At 41.7% G+C, this 17,208-nt stretch carries 17 protein-coding genes; 7 read left to right on the top strand and 10 right to left on the bottom strand.

The annotated features are described in order from the left end of the window. Nucleotides 1–45 precede the first annotated feature (45 nt). The 6 genes from BCU68_RS01405 to pspA form a co-directional block, all read right to left on the bottom strand. Nucleotides 46–3,168, bottom strand: a complete 3,123-nt coding sequence (locus tag BCU68_RS01405; RefSeq protein WP_102562991.1) for an efflux RND transporter permease subunit — start codon at nt 3,166–3,168, stop codon at nt 46–48. Next, a complete protein-coding gene (locus tag BCU68_RS01410; RefSeq protein WP_102562992.1) occupies nt 3,165–4,268 on the bottom strand; it encodes an efflux RND transporter periplasmic adaptor subunit in 1,104 nt (367 codons plus the stop codon). The genes BCU68_RS01405 and BCU68_RS01410 overlap by 4 nt, the downstream gene beginning before the upstream one ends. Before the next feature lies 1 nt (nt 4,269). Continuing rightward, nucleotides 4,270–5,304 carry an efflux RND transporter periplasmic adaptor subunit gene (locus BCU68_RS01415; RefSeq protein ID WP_102562993.1) on the bottom strand — a complete coding sequence of 345 codons (1,035 nt, stop codon included), beginning with the start codon at nt 5,302–5,304 and terminating at the stop codon, nt 4,270–4,272. A 145-nt stretch (nt 5,305–5,449) separates the two neighbouring features. Next, nucleotides 5,450–5,836 (bottom strand): envelope stress response membrane protein PspC, encoded by a 387-nt coding sequence (gene pspC / locus BCU68_RS01420; protein ID WP_102562994.1) that lies wholly within the window; start codon nt 5,834–5,836, stop codon nt 5,450–5,452. Then, nucleotides 5,829–6,059 carry an envelope stress response membrane protein PspB gene (gene pspB / locus BCU68_RS01425; RefSeq protein WP_102562995.1) on the bottom strand — a complete coding sequence of 77 codons (231 nt, stop codon included), beginning with the start codon at nt 6,057–6,059 and terminating at the stop codon, nt 5,829–5,831. Before pspB ends, pspC begins: the two co-directional genes overlap by 8 nt. 42 nt (nt 6,060–6,101) lie before the next feature. After that, the gene (gene pspA, locus BCU68_RS01430) at nt 6,102–6,779 is read right to left on the bottom strand and encodes a phage shock protein PspA (RefSeq protein WP_102562996.1); all 678 of its coding nucleotides are present in this window, start codon (nt 6,777–6,779) and stop codon (nt 6,102–6,104) included. A gap of 237 nt (nt 6,780–7,016) precedes the next feature. Here pspA and pspF point away from each other — a divergent pair, with 237 nt between their 5' ends. The 7 genes from pspF (at nt 7,017) to BCU68_RS01465 (ending at nt 14,519) form a co-directional block, all read left to right on the top strand. Then, on the top strand, nt 7,017–8,015 hold the full coding sequence (pspF, locus tag BCU68_RS01435) for a phage shock protein operon transcriptional activator (RefSeq protein ID WP_102562997.1): 999 nt from the start codon (nt 7,017–7,019) through the stop codon (nt 8,013–8,015). A 126-nt stretch (nt 8,016–8,141) separates the two neighbouring features. Then, nucleotides 8,142–9,761, top strand: a complete 1,620-nt coding sequence (locus tag BCU68_RS01440; RefSeq protein WP_102562998.1) for an ABC transporter substrate-binding protein — start codon at nt 8,142–8,144, stop codon at nt 9,759–9,761. A 3-nt stretch (nt 9,762–9,764) separates the two neighbouring features. Then, complete coding sequence (locus BCU68_RS01445) at nt 9,765–10,727, top strand: ABC transporter permease subunit (RefSeq protein ID WP_102562999.1); 963 nt, start codon at nt 9,765–9,767, stop codon at nt 10,725–10,727. Then, entirely contained in the window at nt 10,714–11,601 is an 888-nt protein-coding gene (locus BCU68_RS01450; protein ID WP_102563000.1) for an ABC transporter permease subunit, read from the top strand. Before BCU68_RS01445 ends, BCU68_RS01450 begins: the two co-directional genes overlap by 14 nt. Then, nucleotides 11,601–12,635 (top strand): oligopeptide/dipeptide ABC transporter ATP-binding protein, encoded by a 1,035-nt coding sequence (locus BCU68_RS01455; RefSeq protein ID WP_102563001.1) that lies wholly within the window; start codon nt 11,601–11,603, stop codon nt 12,633–12,635. The genes BCU68_RS01450 and BCU68_RS01455 overlap by 1 nt, the downstream gene beginning before the upstream one ends. Beyond that, complete coding sequence (locus tag BCU68_RS01460; protein ID WP_102563002.1) at nt 12,632–13,417, top strand: ATP-binding cassette domain-containing protein; 786 nt, start codon at nt 12,632–12,634, stop codon at nt 13,415–13,417. Before BCU68_RS01455 ends, BCU68_RS01460 begins: the two co-directional genes overlap by 4 nt. A gap of 310 nt (nt 13,418–13,727) precedes the next feature. Then, nucleotides 13,728–14,519, top strand: a complete 792-nt coding sequence (locus tag BCU68_RS01465; protein WP_133126119.1) for a phosphatase PAP2 family protein — start codon at nt 13,728–13,730, stop codon at nt 14,517–14,519. Between the two features lie 64 nt (nt 14,520–14,583). Here BCU68_RS01465 and BCU68_RS01470 read toward each other — a convergent pair whose 3' ends face one another. From BCU68_RS01470 to yeiP, 4 genes are all read right to left on the bottom strand, one after another. Next, nucleotides 14,584–14,973, bottom strand: coding sequence for a DUF2750 domain-containing protein (locus BCU68_RS01470; RefSeq protein WP_102563004.1), 390 nt, complete (start codon nt 14,971–14,973; stop codon nt 14,584–14,586). 39 nt (nt 14,974–15,012) lie between these two features. Next, on the bottom strand, nt 15,013–15,918 hold the full coding sequence (locus BCU68_RS01475) for a manganese-dependent inorganic pyrophosphatase (protein WP_102563005.1): 906 nt from the start codon (nt 15,916–15,918) through the stop codon (nt 15,013–15,015). 126 nt (nt 15,919–16,044) lie between these two features. Then, the gene (locus BCU68_RS01480) at nt 16,045–16,392 is read right to left on the bottom strand and encodes a hypothetical protein (RefSeq protein ID WP_102563006.1); all 348 of its coding nucleotides are present in this window, start codon (nt 16,390–16,392) and stop codon (nt 16,045–16,047) included. Between the two features lie 192 nt (nt 16,393–16,584). Further along, nucleotides 16,585–17,151 (bottom strand): elongation factor P-like protein YeiP, encoded by a 567-nt coding sequence (gene yeiP / locus BCU68_RS01485; RefSeq protein ID WP_102563007.1) that lies wholly within the window; start codon nt 17,149–17,151, stop codon nt 16,585–16,587. Between the last annotated feature and the right edge of the window lie 57 nt (nt 17,152–17,208).

Genomic DNA, 17,208 nt, shown 5'->3' on the forward strand with positions numbered 1-17,208 from the left:
CTAACCACTTTAGAAGCGTTAGGTGCATCGGTAAAACAATATAGATTAATGAACGTTAATACGATGGAATAATCGGTAAAATACCGGTACGGCAATTAACGTTAACACCGTCGCAAAGCCTAAACCAAACATGATGGTCACCGCCATAGGTTTAAAGAATATATCAGGAAGCAATGGCACCATACCCAAAATAGTGGTGATCGCTGCCATACAAACGGGTCTCACACGGCTAAGAGCTGCATCAACAACCGCGAGGTATGGATCTTTACCTGATTTCATTTCTATATCAATTTGATCGAGCAGCACAATACCATTTTTAAGTAACATCCCCGATAAACTCAGAAAGCCCAGTAGCGCCATAAACCCAAAAGGTGTATCAAGCAAGAGTAGACCTGTGGTAACCCCCATCACCGCTAATGGCACGGTTAACCAAACAATCAATGGCTCTTTTACCGAATTAAACAAGAATACGGTGATTAAGAACATAAATAAGTAACCTAACGGCATCGTTTGGAATAGTGACTCTTGAGCATCACGCGATGATTCATATTCTCCCCCCCACTCTAAAGAGTAACCCGATGGCATCTCAATCGCTTCAATCTGATCTTGGAGACGTTTTTGCAATGTTGACGCGGTTTCCTCTCCTAATAGATCGGGATCAGCCATGACGGTTAGCATACGTTTACGGTTTTTACGCACAATGAGCGGATCTTCCCAGCGTATTTCATATCCTTGGGTCACTTGTTGCAGAGGAATAAACTCATTATATGCTGGGCTCCAAATGTTCATGCCTTCGATATTACGAATATCCACCCGTTCATCTTCTGGCAATCGGGCAACAATCGGCATTAAGGTGGTTCCATCACGGTATACACCAACGGTTTTACCAGAAAAAGACATCATTAGGAACTCATCAATATCTGACTTAGTGATCCCATAGCGACGTGCCTGACTTTCATTAAATAATGGCTCTAACACTTTGGTTCTTTCGCGCCAGTCATGACGAATATTATAAGCGCCAGGATCGGCATGCATGATATCCATCACTTGCTTAGCAAGACCACGTAAAATGGTAGGATCGGAGCCAACTAATCGTGCTTCAATTTTTGCTCCACCACCAGGACCGAGTTCTATTTTTTTCAGCTTATAGTTAATTTCTGGAAAGCGATCATCTAGATAACCTCTAAAGCGCTTCATTAACTCATCAAGTACTTCGTAGCTCTTCACTCTAACGCTAATTTCACCATAAGCGGCGTAGCTTTTTTCCGGTGAATAAGTCAGCATAAATCGTTGCAAACCCTTACCTGCTGTGGTGGTGATATGGGCAACTTCATCTTGTTCATCTAACCAGTTTTCTAGCACGGTGAGCTTGGTATTGGTGGCTCGAATGTCGGTCCCTTCAGGCATCCATACATCCACTAGGAACATTGGCGTTGTTGAGGATGGGAAGAAAGATTGCTTAATTTTGGTAAAGCCATAGAGACTCGCTGCCAGACCAAGAATAAGTACAATGACCGTCAGCCAAGCACGGCGCATACAAAACTCTAAGAATTTGCGATAAACCGTAAACACAAAGCCGTTATAAGGATTTTTGCCCTCTTCCATGCTTGGCGTTTTTTGCCCCTTAAAGAAAATATCAGCAAAAAATGGAGTCAAAGAGATAGCGGTGAACCAACTGAGCATTAATGAGATCAGTAAAACGCTAAATAGTGTTCCACAATACTCACCCGTAGCGTCTTGTGATAGACCAATTGGGGCAAATGCTGTCACGGCGATGATAGTCGCGCCTAATAAAGGCCACTTGGTTTGCGTCACAATATCAGTGGCCGCTTGTAAGCGAGTTCGACCTTTTTGCGTCCCAATTAAGATCCCTTCAACCACCACAATGGCATTATCCACCAGCATACCAAGCGCAATCACCAAAGCGCCTAAAGAGATACGTTGCAGATCAATTTTCATGTACTGCATAAAGATAAACGTACCCAGTACCGTGAGCAGGAGAATTAACCCAATCAATAAGCCTGACCGTAGCCCCATAAAAAACAGCAAGACAATGATCACAATGGCAATCGCTTGCCCTAAACTGACCACAAAACCACTCACCGATTTATCGACTTCTTTCGGTTGGCTATACACTTCGGCAATTTCAATACCGACGGGTTGTTGATACTTTAACTCGGCTAAACGGCGGTCAAAACGCTCGCCGACTTCGACCACATTAACCCCTGATGCAAAGGAGACCCCAAGGTTTAAAGCTAAATGGCCGTTATAATTAATAATATTGCTCGGTACTTCCACGTAACCACGGCTAATGTCAGCCACATCGCGCAGATAGATAAGCCCTTCTGAGTCACCACTATTTATAATAAGGTTACCCAGTTGCTCAACATCCTGAAATTCACCGGTTGGTTGAATGCGAATATATTCCGTACCGATACGCACCGCCCCTGCATCAGAGACGATATTTTGCGTTGAGAGTAAATTATAAATCGTACTCGGTGCGAGTCCTAACGAACTCATTTTTTTCATCGAGATTTCAATAAAAACTTGTTGCTGTTGCTCCCCAGACACGGAGACTTTACTCACGCCATCAATAAGTTCTAATTCTCGACGCATGTAGTCAATATAATCAGACAGTTCTTTATAGCTATAACCATCACCTGTTATGGCAAGTAGAATGCCATACACATCGCCAAAATCATCAATCACCGTTGGATCAGCAACACCGGGTGGAAGTTGTGAGCTTAGGTCATTCACTTTACGGCGTAATTCATCCCATATTTGTGGCAAATCATCCGGACCATAATTATTTTTCATGCTGACGGTAATTTGTGATAAGCCTCGACTGGACAATGAGTTAACCTCATCAACATAGGTCAATTGCTGAATGGCTTTTTCTAATGGATAAGTGACTTCCTCTTCGACCTGCTGTGGAGTAGCGCCAGGGTATGACGTTACCACCATGGCATCTTTAATGGTAAAGGCTGGATCTTCTAGTCGACCTAAATCAAAAAAAGCAGCAGTACCACCAATTAAGAAGATCAGCGATAACATCCAACTGATCACCCGATTACGAATAAAGTAAGCGGCAATACCGGTAATTTGATCATCACTGTTTGGCTCAGTAACGCTCTGTGTTGGCTCGTTTTTTTCCACATCCGTGCTCATAAGCCGGCCTCCGAATCGATCACTGATACTTGCATTTTGTCCCTAAGCCTTGTTATTCCTGCAATCACTACGGTGTCTGAACTGCTTAACCCACCAATAATATGTATGTTTGATTTGGTCGCCTGACCAACCTGAACCTGTCTTTGGCTGACGGTATTGTCGCCATTAAGTACCCAAACAAACATATTGTCTCGATTTAGTGCCTGCCCATCTGGATTAAAAATGGCTTCAATTGGTACTAAAATACTTTCCGCCAAATTCAAGCCAATATCGCCCCCTTTTGCCGTTACCTCTACGGGCATACCATCGAGTAAATATTCATTTTCTGGCATGGGTATCGTCAAAGTGACAGTAAATGTCCCGGTGGCAGGATCAGGCTCAGTGGTGAATTCCTTCACTGTTGCAGGATATTCATTGCCACTTGGCACACGGACAACGGCAGTTAAATGACTTTCATCAAGATCGGGCTCTTGGCTCGTGTGCAGCCTATCGGGCAGCTGAATAAAAATATCGACAAAGTCGACACTATGTATATTAAGAATTTGTTGTCCGACTTGGATATTTTCATATTGCTCAGCATTAATCCGCGAAATGATGCCGTCAACTGGTGCAATAAGCTTGGTAAATGAGAGATGCAGTTTCGCCAGATCTAACTCTGACAGTGCTATTTGTCTTTGCGCTGCAAGTTCATCAAATTGTGATTTTGCTAATAACCCTTTTTTTACCAGTGGTTGAGAGCGTCGATACTGACTATCAGCAACGGTATATTTGGCTCTGGCATTATCCACATCTAATTTAAAGTCCGTTGGGTCTAAAATAGCAATCACATCGCCTTTTTTAACACTATCCCCCTCTTTGATCGGAATTTGACTCACTTCACCTGCCACGCGAAAGCTTAACCGAGAGCGATCGGATGCATTAGCAATTGCAGGGAAATACAAGCTATCTCGACGTTCAGCACTGCCCAGTTGCATCACTTTCACTAACGGTTTTGACAGCGCTTCTGGCTGAACTTTTTCTGCATTACATCCTGTTAATAAGAGTGCACTAGCTGTCAGTAGTAAACTCAACTTGCATAGGCTTTTAGCTTGCTTGTGCATATTACAGCCCTCTTTCCTTAATCCACTCTCTAACACGAATACCACTGGTAATATCACTTACACCAGAAATAACAATCCGATCGCCATCTTCTAATCCGCTGATTACATGCCGTTTTTCATCCAGATTTACTGGTACTTTGGAAACAATGCCATCATCGGCAACACGCCATACACAAGTCTCGCCATCTTGTTCAAACAGTGCACTTAACGGTACTTCGGTGGCTTTTCCTTTCGCTGCCGTTGCGGTAATTGTTCCTGCCATACCGGGTAAAATGCCAATCCCTTGCGGACGAGCCATAACCATTGTCACTTTATAAGCGCCAGTTGATGGGTCAGCTTCAGTATCGATTTCTTGAAACTCAAGCGGAAAGGAGGTTTCTGGTAGAGCATCAAACTGCATCGTACTTGTTGCTCGAGCCCGGCTTGAATAACGAGTTAATAGATGCTCTGGTAGCTGAAAAATAACTTTAAGAATTTGATTGGACTGAATATTCATCACAGCTTCATTGGCTGGTAAATACTCAAAGACTTCAGCAGGAACTAAAGAGATAGTGCCATCATAAGGCGCGGTTAATTTGGTATAGCGTAAATTAGCTTCCGCTTGATCGAGAAAAGAGCGTGCAGACTTATAATCGGCTTGGGCTTGATCAAAATCTTGCTCGGAAACCACTTGGCTTTTACGCAATTTTTTCATACGTAAATACTGCACTTCAGCCAAACGAAACTGTGCTGATGCTTGCTTTTTTAACACTGAATATTCATCCGGGTTTAACGTTGCCAGCACTTCACCTTTGCTCACTTGCTGCCCCGCTTGCACAAGGATATTATCTAACTGACCAGGAACACGAAATGCTAGCACAGCACGATCACCCGCCTCAGTCGTTGCAGGAAAGTCTCGCTGATATTGATTATTGCCGACAGAGACCATAAAAAGCTTTGCTGGTCGGGAGCTTGGTTCAGGCACTGGAGGGAGGTCTTTACCACAACCTGAAATACCAAGCAGCACACTAAACAGAAGGATTGAAACTCTGCGCATATTATCGTCCGTAATTTATATTAATCTCTATTAACATAGATGACGAAAATTAAACCTGCCAATATTTAGTATTGATAATAATATGAATTGCAAAGAAAAAGGGTAGCAACGATCTGTCACTCCCCTTTTGAAATATATTCTGTCGTTATAAGTTTCTAAACTCGCGGTTAACTTTAAAAGCATCTGAAGTCACGTACGCTTCCATATCCCTAATTTTCGACTCTAGTTGATGGAAATCGTCATCTAAAATCATTAATAGCTGTTGCGCATTTTGCCCTTTTTTCCATGGCTTATCTTTTAACTCATGGTCCTGTTTCGCTTTTAAGCTCTCTGCATAATCGCGCGGCTGTTTTTCAATCATAAAGCTCATAGCAACATAAGCTAATATAGGCAGAAAAAAACCACTAAGCAGGACTGCGGCTATAAATAAGATACGGACTAGCCACACTTCCCATGCCAGGTAGTTAGCAATTCCGGCACAAACCCCCGACAGTTTGCCATTTTGCGTATCTCGATAAAGCTCTCTACTCATAATTGCGTCTCCAATTGGGCGCCTCTGCATCAAGTATTCTTTCTAACGTTTGCACGCGATATTGGATCTTCTCTGCTTTTTGAGACAGATCTTGTAGCTTTTGAAAATCTTCACTTGATAACGTATTCACCGAATTTTTCTTACTGCGGTAGTGTAAAAATAACCACAATGGCGCAACAAAGATTAAAAATACAATCACGGGTACGGTAATAATCCAAGACATAGTTACTCCTGTATCTTGTTAAGGCTAAATAGTGGCTTTCAGCTATGAACTGGTTTTGTTTTGCTCAACTTGCTGCTTTAATTTTTCAAGTTCTTTCTCAATATCATCTTGTGCTTTCAACTCAGCAAACTCTTGATCTAACGATTTATTTTGACCAGCTTGCGCATAAGTATCGGCTTCGGCTTCTAATTCATCCACCTTACGTGAATATTGTTCGAATTTTGCCATGGCTTCATTAGTACGCCCTGAGTGCATCTGTTTTTGTACGTCACGACGATTGAATGCCGTTTGACTACGAATGGTTAATGCTTGTTGCTTGGCGCGAGTTTCGGCGATTTTGCTTTCTAATTTAGCAATTTCACCCGCCAGTTTATCAATCGTCTCTTCGACTAACTCTTGCTCTTGATGCAACCCTTTCAACAAGTCCTCAACTTTCTGCTTTTCAATCAGTGCCGAGCGAGCAAGATCTTCTCTTTGCTTGACCAGCGCTAATGTTGCTTTTTGTTGCCAGTCAGAAACCAAATCTGTCATTGATTTTATTTTACGTGCTAACTCTTTTTTATCGGCTAGTGAACGCGCTGAGTTAGTGCGCACTTCTACTAATGTATCTTCCATTTCTTGAATAATAAGACGGATCATTTTTTCCGGTTCCTCTGCTTTATCGAGCAGTGAACTGATGTTCGAATTAATGATGTCTGCAAAACGCGAGAAAATACCCATAATATTCTTCCTTACAATGTAATGAATAAATGTTGTCGATGTCGACATTTCGCTTAAATATAAAACAATATCTGTGCCAATTTTTTCATCTATACTTTTCAATAAGTTAATCTAAGGTTAATAATTAGACTAAAATGACATTGATAAAATTAACCTACTATTGGTAAATTTAACGCATTATTCTCAGCTACCTTATGAGGATAACACCTATCAGCAACGCTATTTTTAGGTACGCTTATGCCACAAACATTGATTGGTGAATCTGCTCTATTTCACGCGGTACTCGATAAGGTTGCTAAACTTGCTCCTATCGAACGCCCAGTGTTGATCATGGGAGAGCGCGGTACGGGTAAAGAGCTCATCGCCCAGCGTCTGCACTACCTTTCTAAACGGTGGGATAAAGCGCTTATTTCTCTTAACTGCTCGACTCTGAGCGAAGGTTTGATTGATTCGGAATTGTTTGGTCATGAATCTGGCGCATTTACTGGAGCAAAAGGTCGTCATCAAGGACGTTTTGAGCGCGCTGAACATGGCACACTTTTTTTAGACGAATTAGCCACAGCTCCCCTCGCGGTACAAGAGAAATTACTGCGCGTTATAGAGTATGGTCATTATGAGCGTGTTGGAGGACAGCAGAAACTCAGTGCTGATGTTCGCGTGATTTGTGCAACCAACGCAGACCTTCCTTTGCTTGCTTCACAAGGTAAGTTTCGTCCGGATTTATTAGACCGATTAGCCTTTGATGTCATTCATTTACCACCATTGCGCTACCGTCCAGATGATGTGCTTCTATTAGCTCAACACTTTGCGATTAAAATGTGCCGTGAACTCAATGTGCCATTTTTTGTTGGTTTTGATCCCAAAGCGCAAAAGCAACTTATCGAACACGCTTGGCCAGGTAATGTGCGTGAGCTAAAAAATGTCGTCGAGCGTGCTATTTATCAACACGGCATGGCAACACAACTCATCCATTCCGTTAGCCTTAACCCTTTTGATAACCAATGGTCGGCATCTATTAATTCCGATTCGCATCAGGCTATAGATATTGCAACTTCTCCTGAAAACGCTTTTACTTTCCCGCTTGATTATAAAACTTGGCATGAAGAGCAAGATCAAACTCTACTACGCCAAGCGTTAAAAGTGGCTAAGTATAATCAACGTGAAGCAGCGGACATGCTTGGTTTGAGCTACCATCAGTTAAGAGGAATGGTTCGAAAGTATCAGTTAATCAAATGAATTAGCGTCTTTCTGTATTTTTCTCGCTATAGTTTTTTGTGCCTATCTGTAAATAATGTTAAATTAATCAGATCCTGAGGGCTAATAATGGTGATTATACCCCTCGTTTCTCAGCTTGTTTCTTGTATGAAAATATTATTAAAATTAACGTTAACTCTCTGTTGTTTTAGCCTTTTAGCTGGCTGTAATGATGAACTCGATCATAGTGAAATTCGTCAGCATGGGTTTATCGTTTGCGGTCACAGCACCCCTAGTTCATTTAATCCGCAATTGGTGGATAGTGGCGTGACATCGGAAGCTTTAAGTACGCAAATTTTCAACTCGTTAACGCACCTAAATCCGGTGACTCATCAACCAATACCTAGCCTAGCGAAAGACTGGCAAGTAAACGATGCTGGTACAGAATATACTTTCACCTTACACACTGATGTTTGGTTTCAATCCACACAATGGTTTACACCGACACGTCCACTAAATGCTGAGGATGTCGTTTTCAGTTTTAAACGTATTATTGATCACACTCACCCCTTCCATTACATCAATAATGCCCGTTACCCTTGGTTCTCTGGAATTGGTTTTCAAAATCTACTCGTTGATGTGCAAGCGATTGATACAAAAACGGTTAAGTTTATATTGAATCGCCCAAACAATACTTTTCTCTCCAATATTTCCACCAGCCATGCCGTGATTCACTCGGCTGAATATGCAAAAGTATTGATTGCTAAAAATGAAAAACACCTACTTGATTCTAAGCCAATAGGTACTGGTCCTTTTTACCTTGATGAGTACCAAGCCAATGACTTTATTCGCTTACGCCGCCACGACAATTACTGGCATGGCGCGGCTAAGGTAGACCAGGTTGTTTTTGATATTTCGCACCGAGGTACGGGCACCCTAGCAAAATTATTGCGCCATGAGTGTGATGTTTTGCATGCACCCATTTCAAGTCAGCTGCCTATCATTCAACAGCAAACCGAACATTTGGAAATTACTGAAAAGCCAACCATGAATGTGGCGTTTATTGCCTTAAACACTATGCGTCCAGCCCTTAATGACCCAAGAGTACGCAAGGCACTAAGTTTAGCCATCAATCGTCAGAGCATCTTAGATTCTGTCTATTATGGTACAGGAACGAAAGCCTTCACTCTGCTGCCACCTTCTTCTTGGGCTTATCAAAAAGATACTTCTCAAATCCGCTATGATCGTAATTATGCATTAGCACTGCTCAAAGAAGCGGGTTATGAGTCAGGATTAGCGCTAACCATGTCAGTGCCTCTTGAACCACGTATTTATGACCCTAGCCCAAAGAAAACCGCAGAGCTAATTCAGTCCAATTTAGCCAACATCGGTGTTGAAATCACGCTATTAACCGATGAACGTTATAGCCGCTCAGATTCCGCACAAATGATCCATGCCGATCTCTCTCTCACCGGTTGGATTGGTGATACTGGCGATCCGGATAATTTCTTCCGTCCGCTACTTTCCTGTCATTCTGATCAAGCTGGAATCAATGTCTCCATGTGGTGTAATTCTGATTTCGACTCTTTACTTGACCTTGCTTTAGAGGCAGATCATGGGCGCTATCGATTAAATTTATACCATCAAGTGCAAAATATTCTCAACGAAGAGCTTCCTGTGATCCCACTCACCCATGGTGTGCAGCTTCAAGTACATACCAAAACATTGACGGGATTCAAAACAAGCCCATTTCATACTCAGTCATTTGATTTAGTGGAGAGGAAGTAATTTATGTTTTGGTATACGATTCGACGATTCAACCTCTTTGCTATCACTTTGACCATTTTAACCATTATTGGCTTTTCCATTCTAAGATTAGAAGAGACGTCCCCTTGGGCAATACAAGATTTCTGGCAAGGTTGGTTGGTTTATCTTGGTGAAATTTCGCAACTTAATTTTGGGGTCAGCCGTAATGGCAATTTGATTTTTGATGAGTTAATACTGGTTTTCCCTGCAACATTAGAGCTGTGTCTTGTCGCTTTAGTCATTTCGTTATTGATTGGGATTCCACTTGGTACTCTCGCTGGTATGCGTCAAGGAAAGTGGGTAGATGCTGTCATCTCTTTTAGCTCGATGTCTGGCTACTCTGCACCTATTTTCTGGGTAGCGTTAATGATGATCATGGTGTTTTCATTACAACTTGGCTGGTTCCCGGTATCTGGTCGCTATGACTTACTGTATGAAATTCAATATGTCACCGGCTTTGCAACCATCGATGCCTTTCTTGATAAAGGTGCTTATCGTGCACATGCCCTACAAAGTGTTCTACACCATTTAATCTTACCGAGCTTAGTGTTAGCCCTGCCACCAACCACACAGGTCACGCGTTTGATGCGCGCCTCTGTTGCAGAGGTGATGAGCAAAAACTACATCCGAGCAGCAAGAATTAAAGGCTTAACTAAGTACGAGATTATTACTCAGCACGTGTTGAGAAACGCGATTCCACCGATTGTCTCTAAAATTGGTATTCAACTGTCGAGTATGCTGACTTTTGCCATTATTACCGAATCTATTTTTAACTGGCCAGGCATTGGGCGCTGGTTACTTGACGCACTATCTAACCAAGATTATGTGGCTATTCAAGCCGGCGTTATTGTGGTGGCTACGTTTGTTTTAACTGCGAATATTTTATCCGACCTGCTCGGTGCTATGATCAATCCGCTAGTAAGGAAAGAGTGGTATGCTAACAAATAACATTTATCAAGAAGAGCATATTCCAACTCAGTTTGAACGCTTTTGGTGTAGTTTCCGTTCCAATGGCATGGCGATGCTGGGTCTGTGGTGTTTTGCGTTTTTAATTTTAATCACACTGTTAGCTTCGTGGATAACCCCGCATGATCCACAAGCGCAATCATCGGTTCTGTTAATGCCACCGTCATGGAACCCCGCAGGGACTGTTGTCTACTTTCTTGGCACGGATGACTTAGGTCGAGATATTCTCTCGCGCCTTATTTCCGGTACTCAGTATACTTTTGCTAACGCGATTTTAATTACAGTGATCGCAGGTGTGATTGGTTGCTTTATTGGTGTATTAGCAGGCATGACGCGCGGTTTGATTTCCAGTACTTTAAATCACTTACTCGACACTGTGATGTCCATCCCCTCTCTATTGCTCGCGATTATCTTTGTCGCATTTCTCGGCTTTGGTGAGTTTAATATTTTGCTGGCAATAGGACTGGCTTTGATTCCTCGTTTTATTCGCGTGGTCTATATTGCCGTGCATGACGAAGTTGAAAAAGATTATATTATGGCTGCTCGCTTAGATGGGGCAAATAACTTCTACCTGCTGTGGAGCTCTATCTTACCTAATGTCCTTTCTGCTATTGCCGCTGAAGCGACACTGGCTCTTTCTAGTGCGATTTTAGATATCACGGCGTTAGGCTTTTTAGGCTTAGGGGCTCAAGCGCCAAGTTCTGAATGGGGTGCTATGCTAGGCGATTCTGTCGAGCTTATTTTCCTTGCCCCATGGACCGTTACTTTACCTGGTTTAGCCATTATGTTTAGCGTTATCACGATTAATCTTGTTGGTGAAGGTGTCCGCCAAGCATTAAATGCAGGAACAGAATAATGCCGTTACTTGATATTCGTAATCTAACGATTGAAATTGAGACTCCTCAGGGTCGAGTTAAAGCCGTTGATCGTATGAGTTTGACCTTAAATGAGGGAGAAATTCGCGGTTTAGTGGGGGAATCAGGATCAGGCAAAAGCTTAGTGGCTAAAGCGATTGTTGGCGTATGTAAAGAAAACTGGAAAGTCAGTGCTGATCGGATGCGTTTAGGCAGTATTGATCTATTGCAACTCACTCCAAAAGAACGTAGACGAGTCATTTCACGTGATATCGCCATGATATTTCAAGAGCCATCAACCTGTTTAGACCCTTCCGAACAAGTTGGCAAGCAATTGACCGAATCTATCCCATCGACCTCCTTTACTGGCAAATGGTGGCAGAGATTTAAATGGCGTAAGAAGCAAGCGATCGTCCTGCTGCATAAAGTCGGTATTAAAGATCATAGCCGGGTGATGGACTGTTACCCTTATGAGTTAACCGATGGTGAATGTCAAAAAATCATGATTGCAATGGCCATCGCGACTAAGCCTAAGGTACTGATTGCCGATGAGCCAACCAATGATTTAGACCCAATTACACAGTCACAGATCCTGCGCTTATTGAGCCGGATGAATCAAATCAACAATACGACGATTGTTTTGGTTGGTCATGATTTAACGACGATTACCCAATGGGCTACCCGCATTACCGTAATGTATTGTGGTCAATCTGTTGAGTCAGCGGATACGAAAAAAATCCTCACCGCACCTAAACACCCTTATACGGTTGCGCTACTGAAAGCGATGCCTGATTTTAGTGATTGGATTCCACACAAACAGAAACTGCAGTCGTTGCCAGGTACCATTCCACCCTTGCAGCATTTACCTATTGGTTGCCGTCTAGGACCTCGCTGCCCCTATGCACAACGTCAATGTGTCGAGATACCTCAGGCACAGCGAATTAAAAACCATAAATTTAGCTGCCACTTTCCACTGAATATGGAAAAGAAAGTGACCAATGCAGATAAACATAAAAAAGTTGAGAGCAAATCATGAGTAGTTTATTAGAAGTGGACAACTTATCAAAAAGCTTCACAACGCGTTCTGGTTTCTTTCGCCGCCATGTGCATCATGCAGTAAAACCGATTAGCTTTAGTTTAGAGCCTGGGCAAACTATTGGCTTTATCGGTCAAAATGGTTCGGGTAAATCAACGATTGCGCGTATGCTCGCAGGTATGATAGCCCCAACCTCTGGTGAAATCCGAGTGAATGGTGAGCCTTTAGCCCATAAAGATTACTCCACTCGTTGTAAGTTGATCCGCATGATCTTTCAAGATCCCAATACATCACTCAATCCACGCATTCAAATTGGTCGTATTTTAGAAGGTCCGCTTAAGCGTAATACTAATATGACTGAAAGTGCGCGGATGCTGAGAGTTAAACAGACGTTATTAAGAGTGGGATTATTAGCAGAGCATGCTTATTTCTATCCACAAATGCTCGCTACCGGTCAAAAGCAGCGTGTTTGTTTGGCAAGGGCTTTGATTCTACAACCTTCGATTATCATTGCTGATGAGGCGTTAAATGGCTTAGATATGGCGATGCGCTCACAAATTATTAATCTATTTCTAGAGTTACAAGAAGAAATGGGAGTATCGTTTATCTATGTGTCACAACATATTGGTATTGTTAAACATATCTCCGATAAAATTGTTGTTATGCACGAAGGAAATGTTGTCGAGTCAGGGGAAACCCAAACTGTACTCTCACAACCACAACATATTGTTACCCAGCGCTTAGTTGAAAGTCATTTTGTAAAGGCGCCAACCTACAAATAAGGATTTTGTTTTGATAAGGACATCTTTTCTCCTACCACTGTTTCAGACCGTGGTAAGGGATAGGTTTATCTATTTTACTACTTTTGCTATTTTCTCCATCAGTGTTGCTATTTTATATCAGTATGATTTAACCGATAATATTGTTATTAGCCACTATCTAGCCTTCTTTTTTTCCGCGATTAAATACTCAATCGCCGTTTATTTAGTTTGCTACTATTTTTACCTCATCACAAAAAGAGAGCCAAGACCAACTCGAGCTTACTTACACGCAATCAAACGTGTTTTCGTCAAGTGGTATGAAATAGTTAACTTGTTATTTATCATCATTGCTATCTCATTTTGCTTTTCTAGTTTTACCGCTATAAAGCAATCTATCCCCTACATTGTGCCTTTCTATTTAGACGATCTATTAATTAAGCTCGATTATTTGATGCACTTCAATTCTCATCCATGGGAGTTAACCCATTACCTTTTTTCCGGCCAAGTTTGGTCTATGGTTATCAACTTTTTGTATAATGTTTGGTTTCTTATTTTGTGGTTCTTTTTAGTTACTATACTGATTTCAGTTAGCAAACCACAGCGACCAACCATCATTATTTCATTTTTGCTCTGCTGGTTTATCAACGGTAATATCCTGGCTATCTTACTCTCCTCAGTTGGGCCTGTTTTTTATGGCAATCTCGTTGATGGAAGTACACCATATAGCGAGCTTATGACGATGCTCTATCAGCAACACGAACTCTTAATAGAGAGTGACGCATATATCACGTTATGGGCACTAACCACCCAAGAAGCGCTCTGGGCTACTCATTTAGCGGCTGAAAATAATATTGGCGCGGGTATTTCTGCGATGCCAAGTATGCATGTCTCCATCGCTGTTATGATGGCTTTGGCTTGCTCGAGTTTGAATAAAAAATTAGGTGTGGTGATGTGGCTATTTGCCGGCATGATTATGATTGGATCTGTGCACTTAGCTTGGCACTATGCTCTTGATGGTTATGTCAGCTTTATTACTACAACTCTTATATGGAAAACCGTTGGTTATTTCTGCCGCAAGCCTAGTTTGCAACAAGATCGGCGGTTTATACCAGTCAGTCAGTAATAAAAAAGCACAGGCTATTACTTTATTAGTAGTAGACCTGTGCTTTAAGCTTTTTCAACCAATATTAACGGCGAGCAGCCTGTTTCTTCAATTCAAAGTCGAATTCGTCAGGGTATAAAATAACCCCTTCTTCATTTTCATTTGGAAACACAACCACAGCAAGCTCATCATCTTCTAGGCCAACAGTCCAACGGCTATGCCATTTATTTAATGAGATAGCTTCCGCTTGGCACGCTTCCCATTCACCTGTTGCCCACTGCTGAGCAAACTCTTGATTTGGCCATACAGGAACACAATCTTCATCTTCCGTATTTAACATGACACAGCCATGCTCATCTTTCAGAATCCAAACTTCACGATTAGCAACAATTTCTTTAATACAATATTTGAAACGTTGCTCACCATCGTATTTATTAATTGCTTCTATTTGTGTTGTATCCAGCTCTTTTGACATAAGAGATCTCACTTAGATATTGATTTGTAAAATAACAGCTTAAACCAATTCACCTTGTAACCAAGGCCAACCTTGCTTCTTACGGCTTAATGTATTTTCCATCATTAGCATGCCATCTTTTTCATGCTTTTGAAGTTTCGCGGCCCACTCACCTTTGTATAGAAGACGAGTTTGCGCTGTTGTGATGTCCGTTAGCATTACCGCTGCAAAAGCCAGTTTCTCTTCTTCACAACGACGAGCAAGGTCTGCTTCTAAAGCTTCAATCATGCCATCAACTTGAGTTAAAGTTGCTAGTTCAATTTGACCAACAACCACGTCAGCACCATTGAATGGGTATGCTTTTAGATCTTTCTCTACCAGCTCAGGTGCAGAAAGACCTTCGATGTCCGTTTTCGCAATTAGTAGCGCTTGAATGAAAGCATCAAGATCTTCAATACCAGCAATTGTCGCCAGTTCTTGAACGGCATCTTTATCTTTTTGTGTACACGTTGGAGAAGCAAAGCCAACCGTATCAGATAGGATTGCAGACATCATTAGAATCGCTAGAGGGCGAGTAATTTCAGCCTGTTCCATTTTGAATAAGTTAAACAAAATAGTACAAGTACAGCCAACAGGCCAAATCCAAGCTTCAAGTGGATTGACTGTCATCACGTCACCTAGACGGTGGTGATCAACGATACCTACGACTTGAGCTTCGCTAATATCATCAGGTGCTTGAGCAAGATCGGTGTAATCAACTAGCCACAGTTTCTCACCAGCAACACTTGTACGTAGCTCTGGTTGAGCAACGCCAGCTGTCTCTAGGATATGCTGAGTTTCACGGTTGATTTCACCTTGACGAATTGGCATCGCTTCAAGACCACGTGCTTTTAGAAGTTCTGTCGCTACTAGAGCGCTACAAATGCTATCACTATCTGGGTTTTTATGACCAACAACTAAAATCATCTTTCTTCCTATCTTATTTTCATTCGTCTGATACCAATTTCAGACTTCTTTAACTACTAACGATACTTTACCTGAATTTTCAAGTTTGTCATCGCTGAGAAAGCATTTCCTTTTCAATAGGAAAGCTTATAAGCCAAATCCAATATTCTTCAGTTTGCGTACTGACCTTACACCCCAAGGTGCTAGGTTTGGTTTAGGGTCGCCCGTTAGGTTACCTAAACAGATGTACCCTTTCTTAAGGTAAAGGTAGAGAAAATCTCCAGCTTCATCTTTATTTAAAAATGGATTTTCAGATAAGGTTACTCGCTCAACACGGTGATCTCTTGCTGCCTTAAAAGCTGGGTATGCTTGAGATTTTACTTCCCAATCATCAATGTTATTTAACAAGACCTTGTCAGACATGTTTGAAGTGGTTTTGCTAAATATCATCATCATTCGCTTTTGTTGCTCAGATGAAATTATGATCATTTCCATAAGTGGAGTTCTCTTAAATAAAAAAGTTATTGTACCAACAAGAACGCAAGAAATATTGAGTAATCGTCTTTTCCACTAATTTTAGCCATAAAAAAACCATTTACCCCTACACTTCGATAAGAAATAAGGAATAAATGGCATTTAGTTAGCCTTACTGATGAGATAAACGCTATCAGTAATTAGTTATAATGACTAAGCACGGCTCATGTATTTGTGCTCAGCAGTATTAACTTTAATTTTGTCACCAGAAGCAATGTACTCAGGTACTTGAACAACTAAGCCAGTTGAAAGCGTTGCTGGTTTAGTACGAGCACTTGCTGATGCACCTTTAATTGATGGATCCGTTTCTGTGATAACGAGCTCAACCATAGCAGGTAGTTCAATAGCAACAGGTTGACCGTCAACAGTGAGTACTTGCAGACCTTGTGTATCTTCAGTGATGCAAAGTAGCTCTTCTTCAATCGCTTCTTTGTTGAAGTTGTATGGTGTGTAATCTTCATTATCCATGAAGACATACTCGTCACCATCGATGTAAGAGAAGCTTACTTGATGACGTTGAAAATCCGCTAAGCTAATCATTTCGTCAGCTTTAAAGCTTTCATCAGCTTTGCTGCCCGTTGCTACATCGTAAAGACGCATGCGGTACAAGCTTGCACCAGCACGGCCACTTGGCGTTAATTTACTGATTTCTTTAACAAGGTAAACTTTACCGTTATGTTCGATCGCAGCGAACTTTTTAATATCACTTGCCTTTGGCATATTACTTTACTCACATAATTTAGTGTTAGGCACAAAATATCATGATCTTAGCCATTC

The organism is Vibrio sp. 10N.286.49.B3 (assembly GCF_002873395.1).
GTDB lineage: Bacteria > Pseudomonadota > Gammaproteobacteria > Enterobacterales > Vibrionaceae > Vibrio.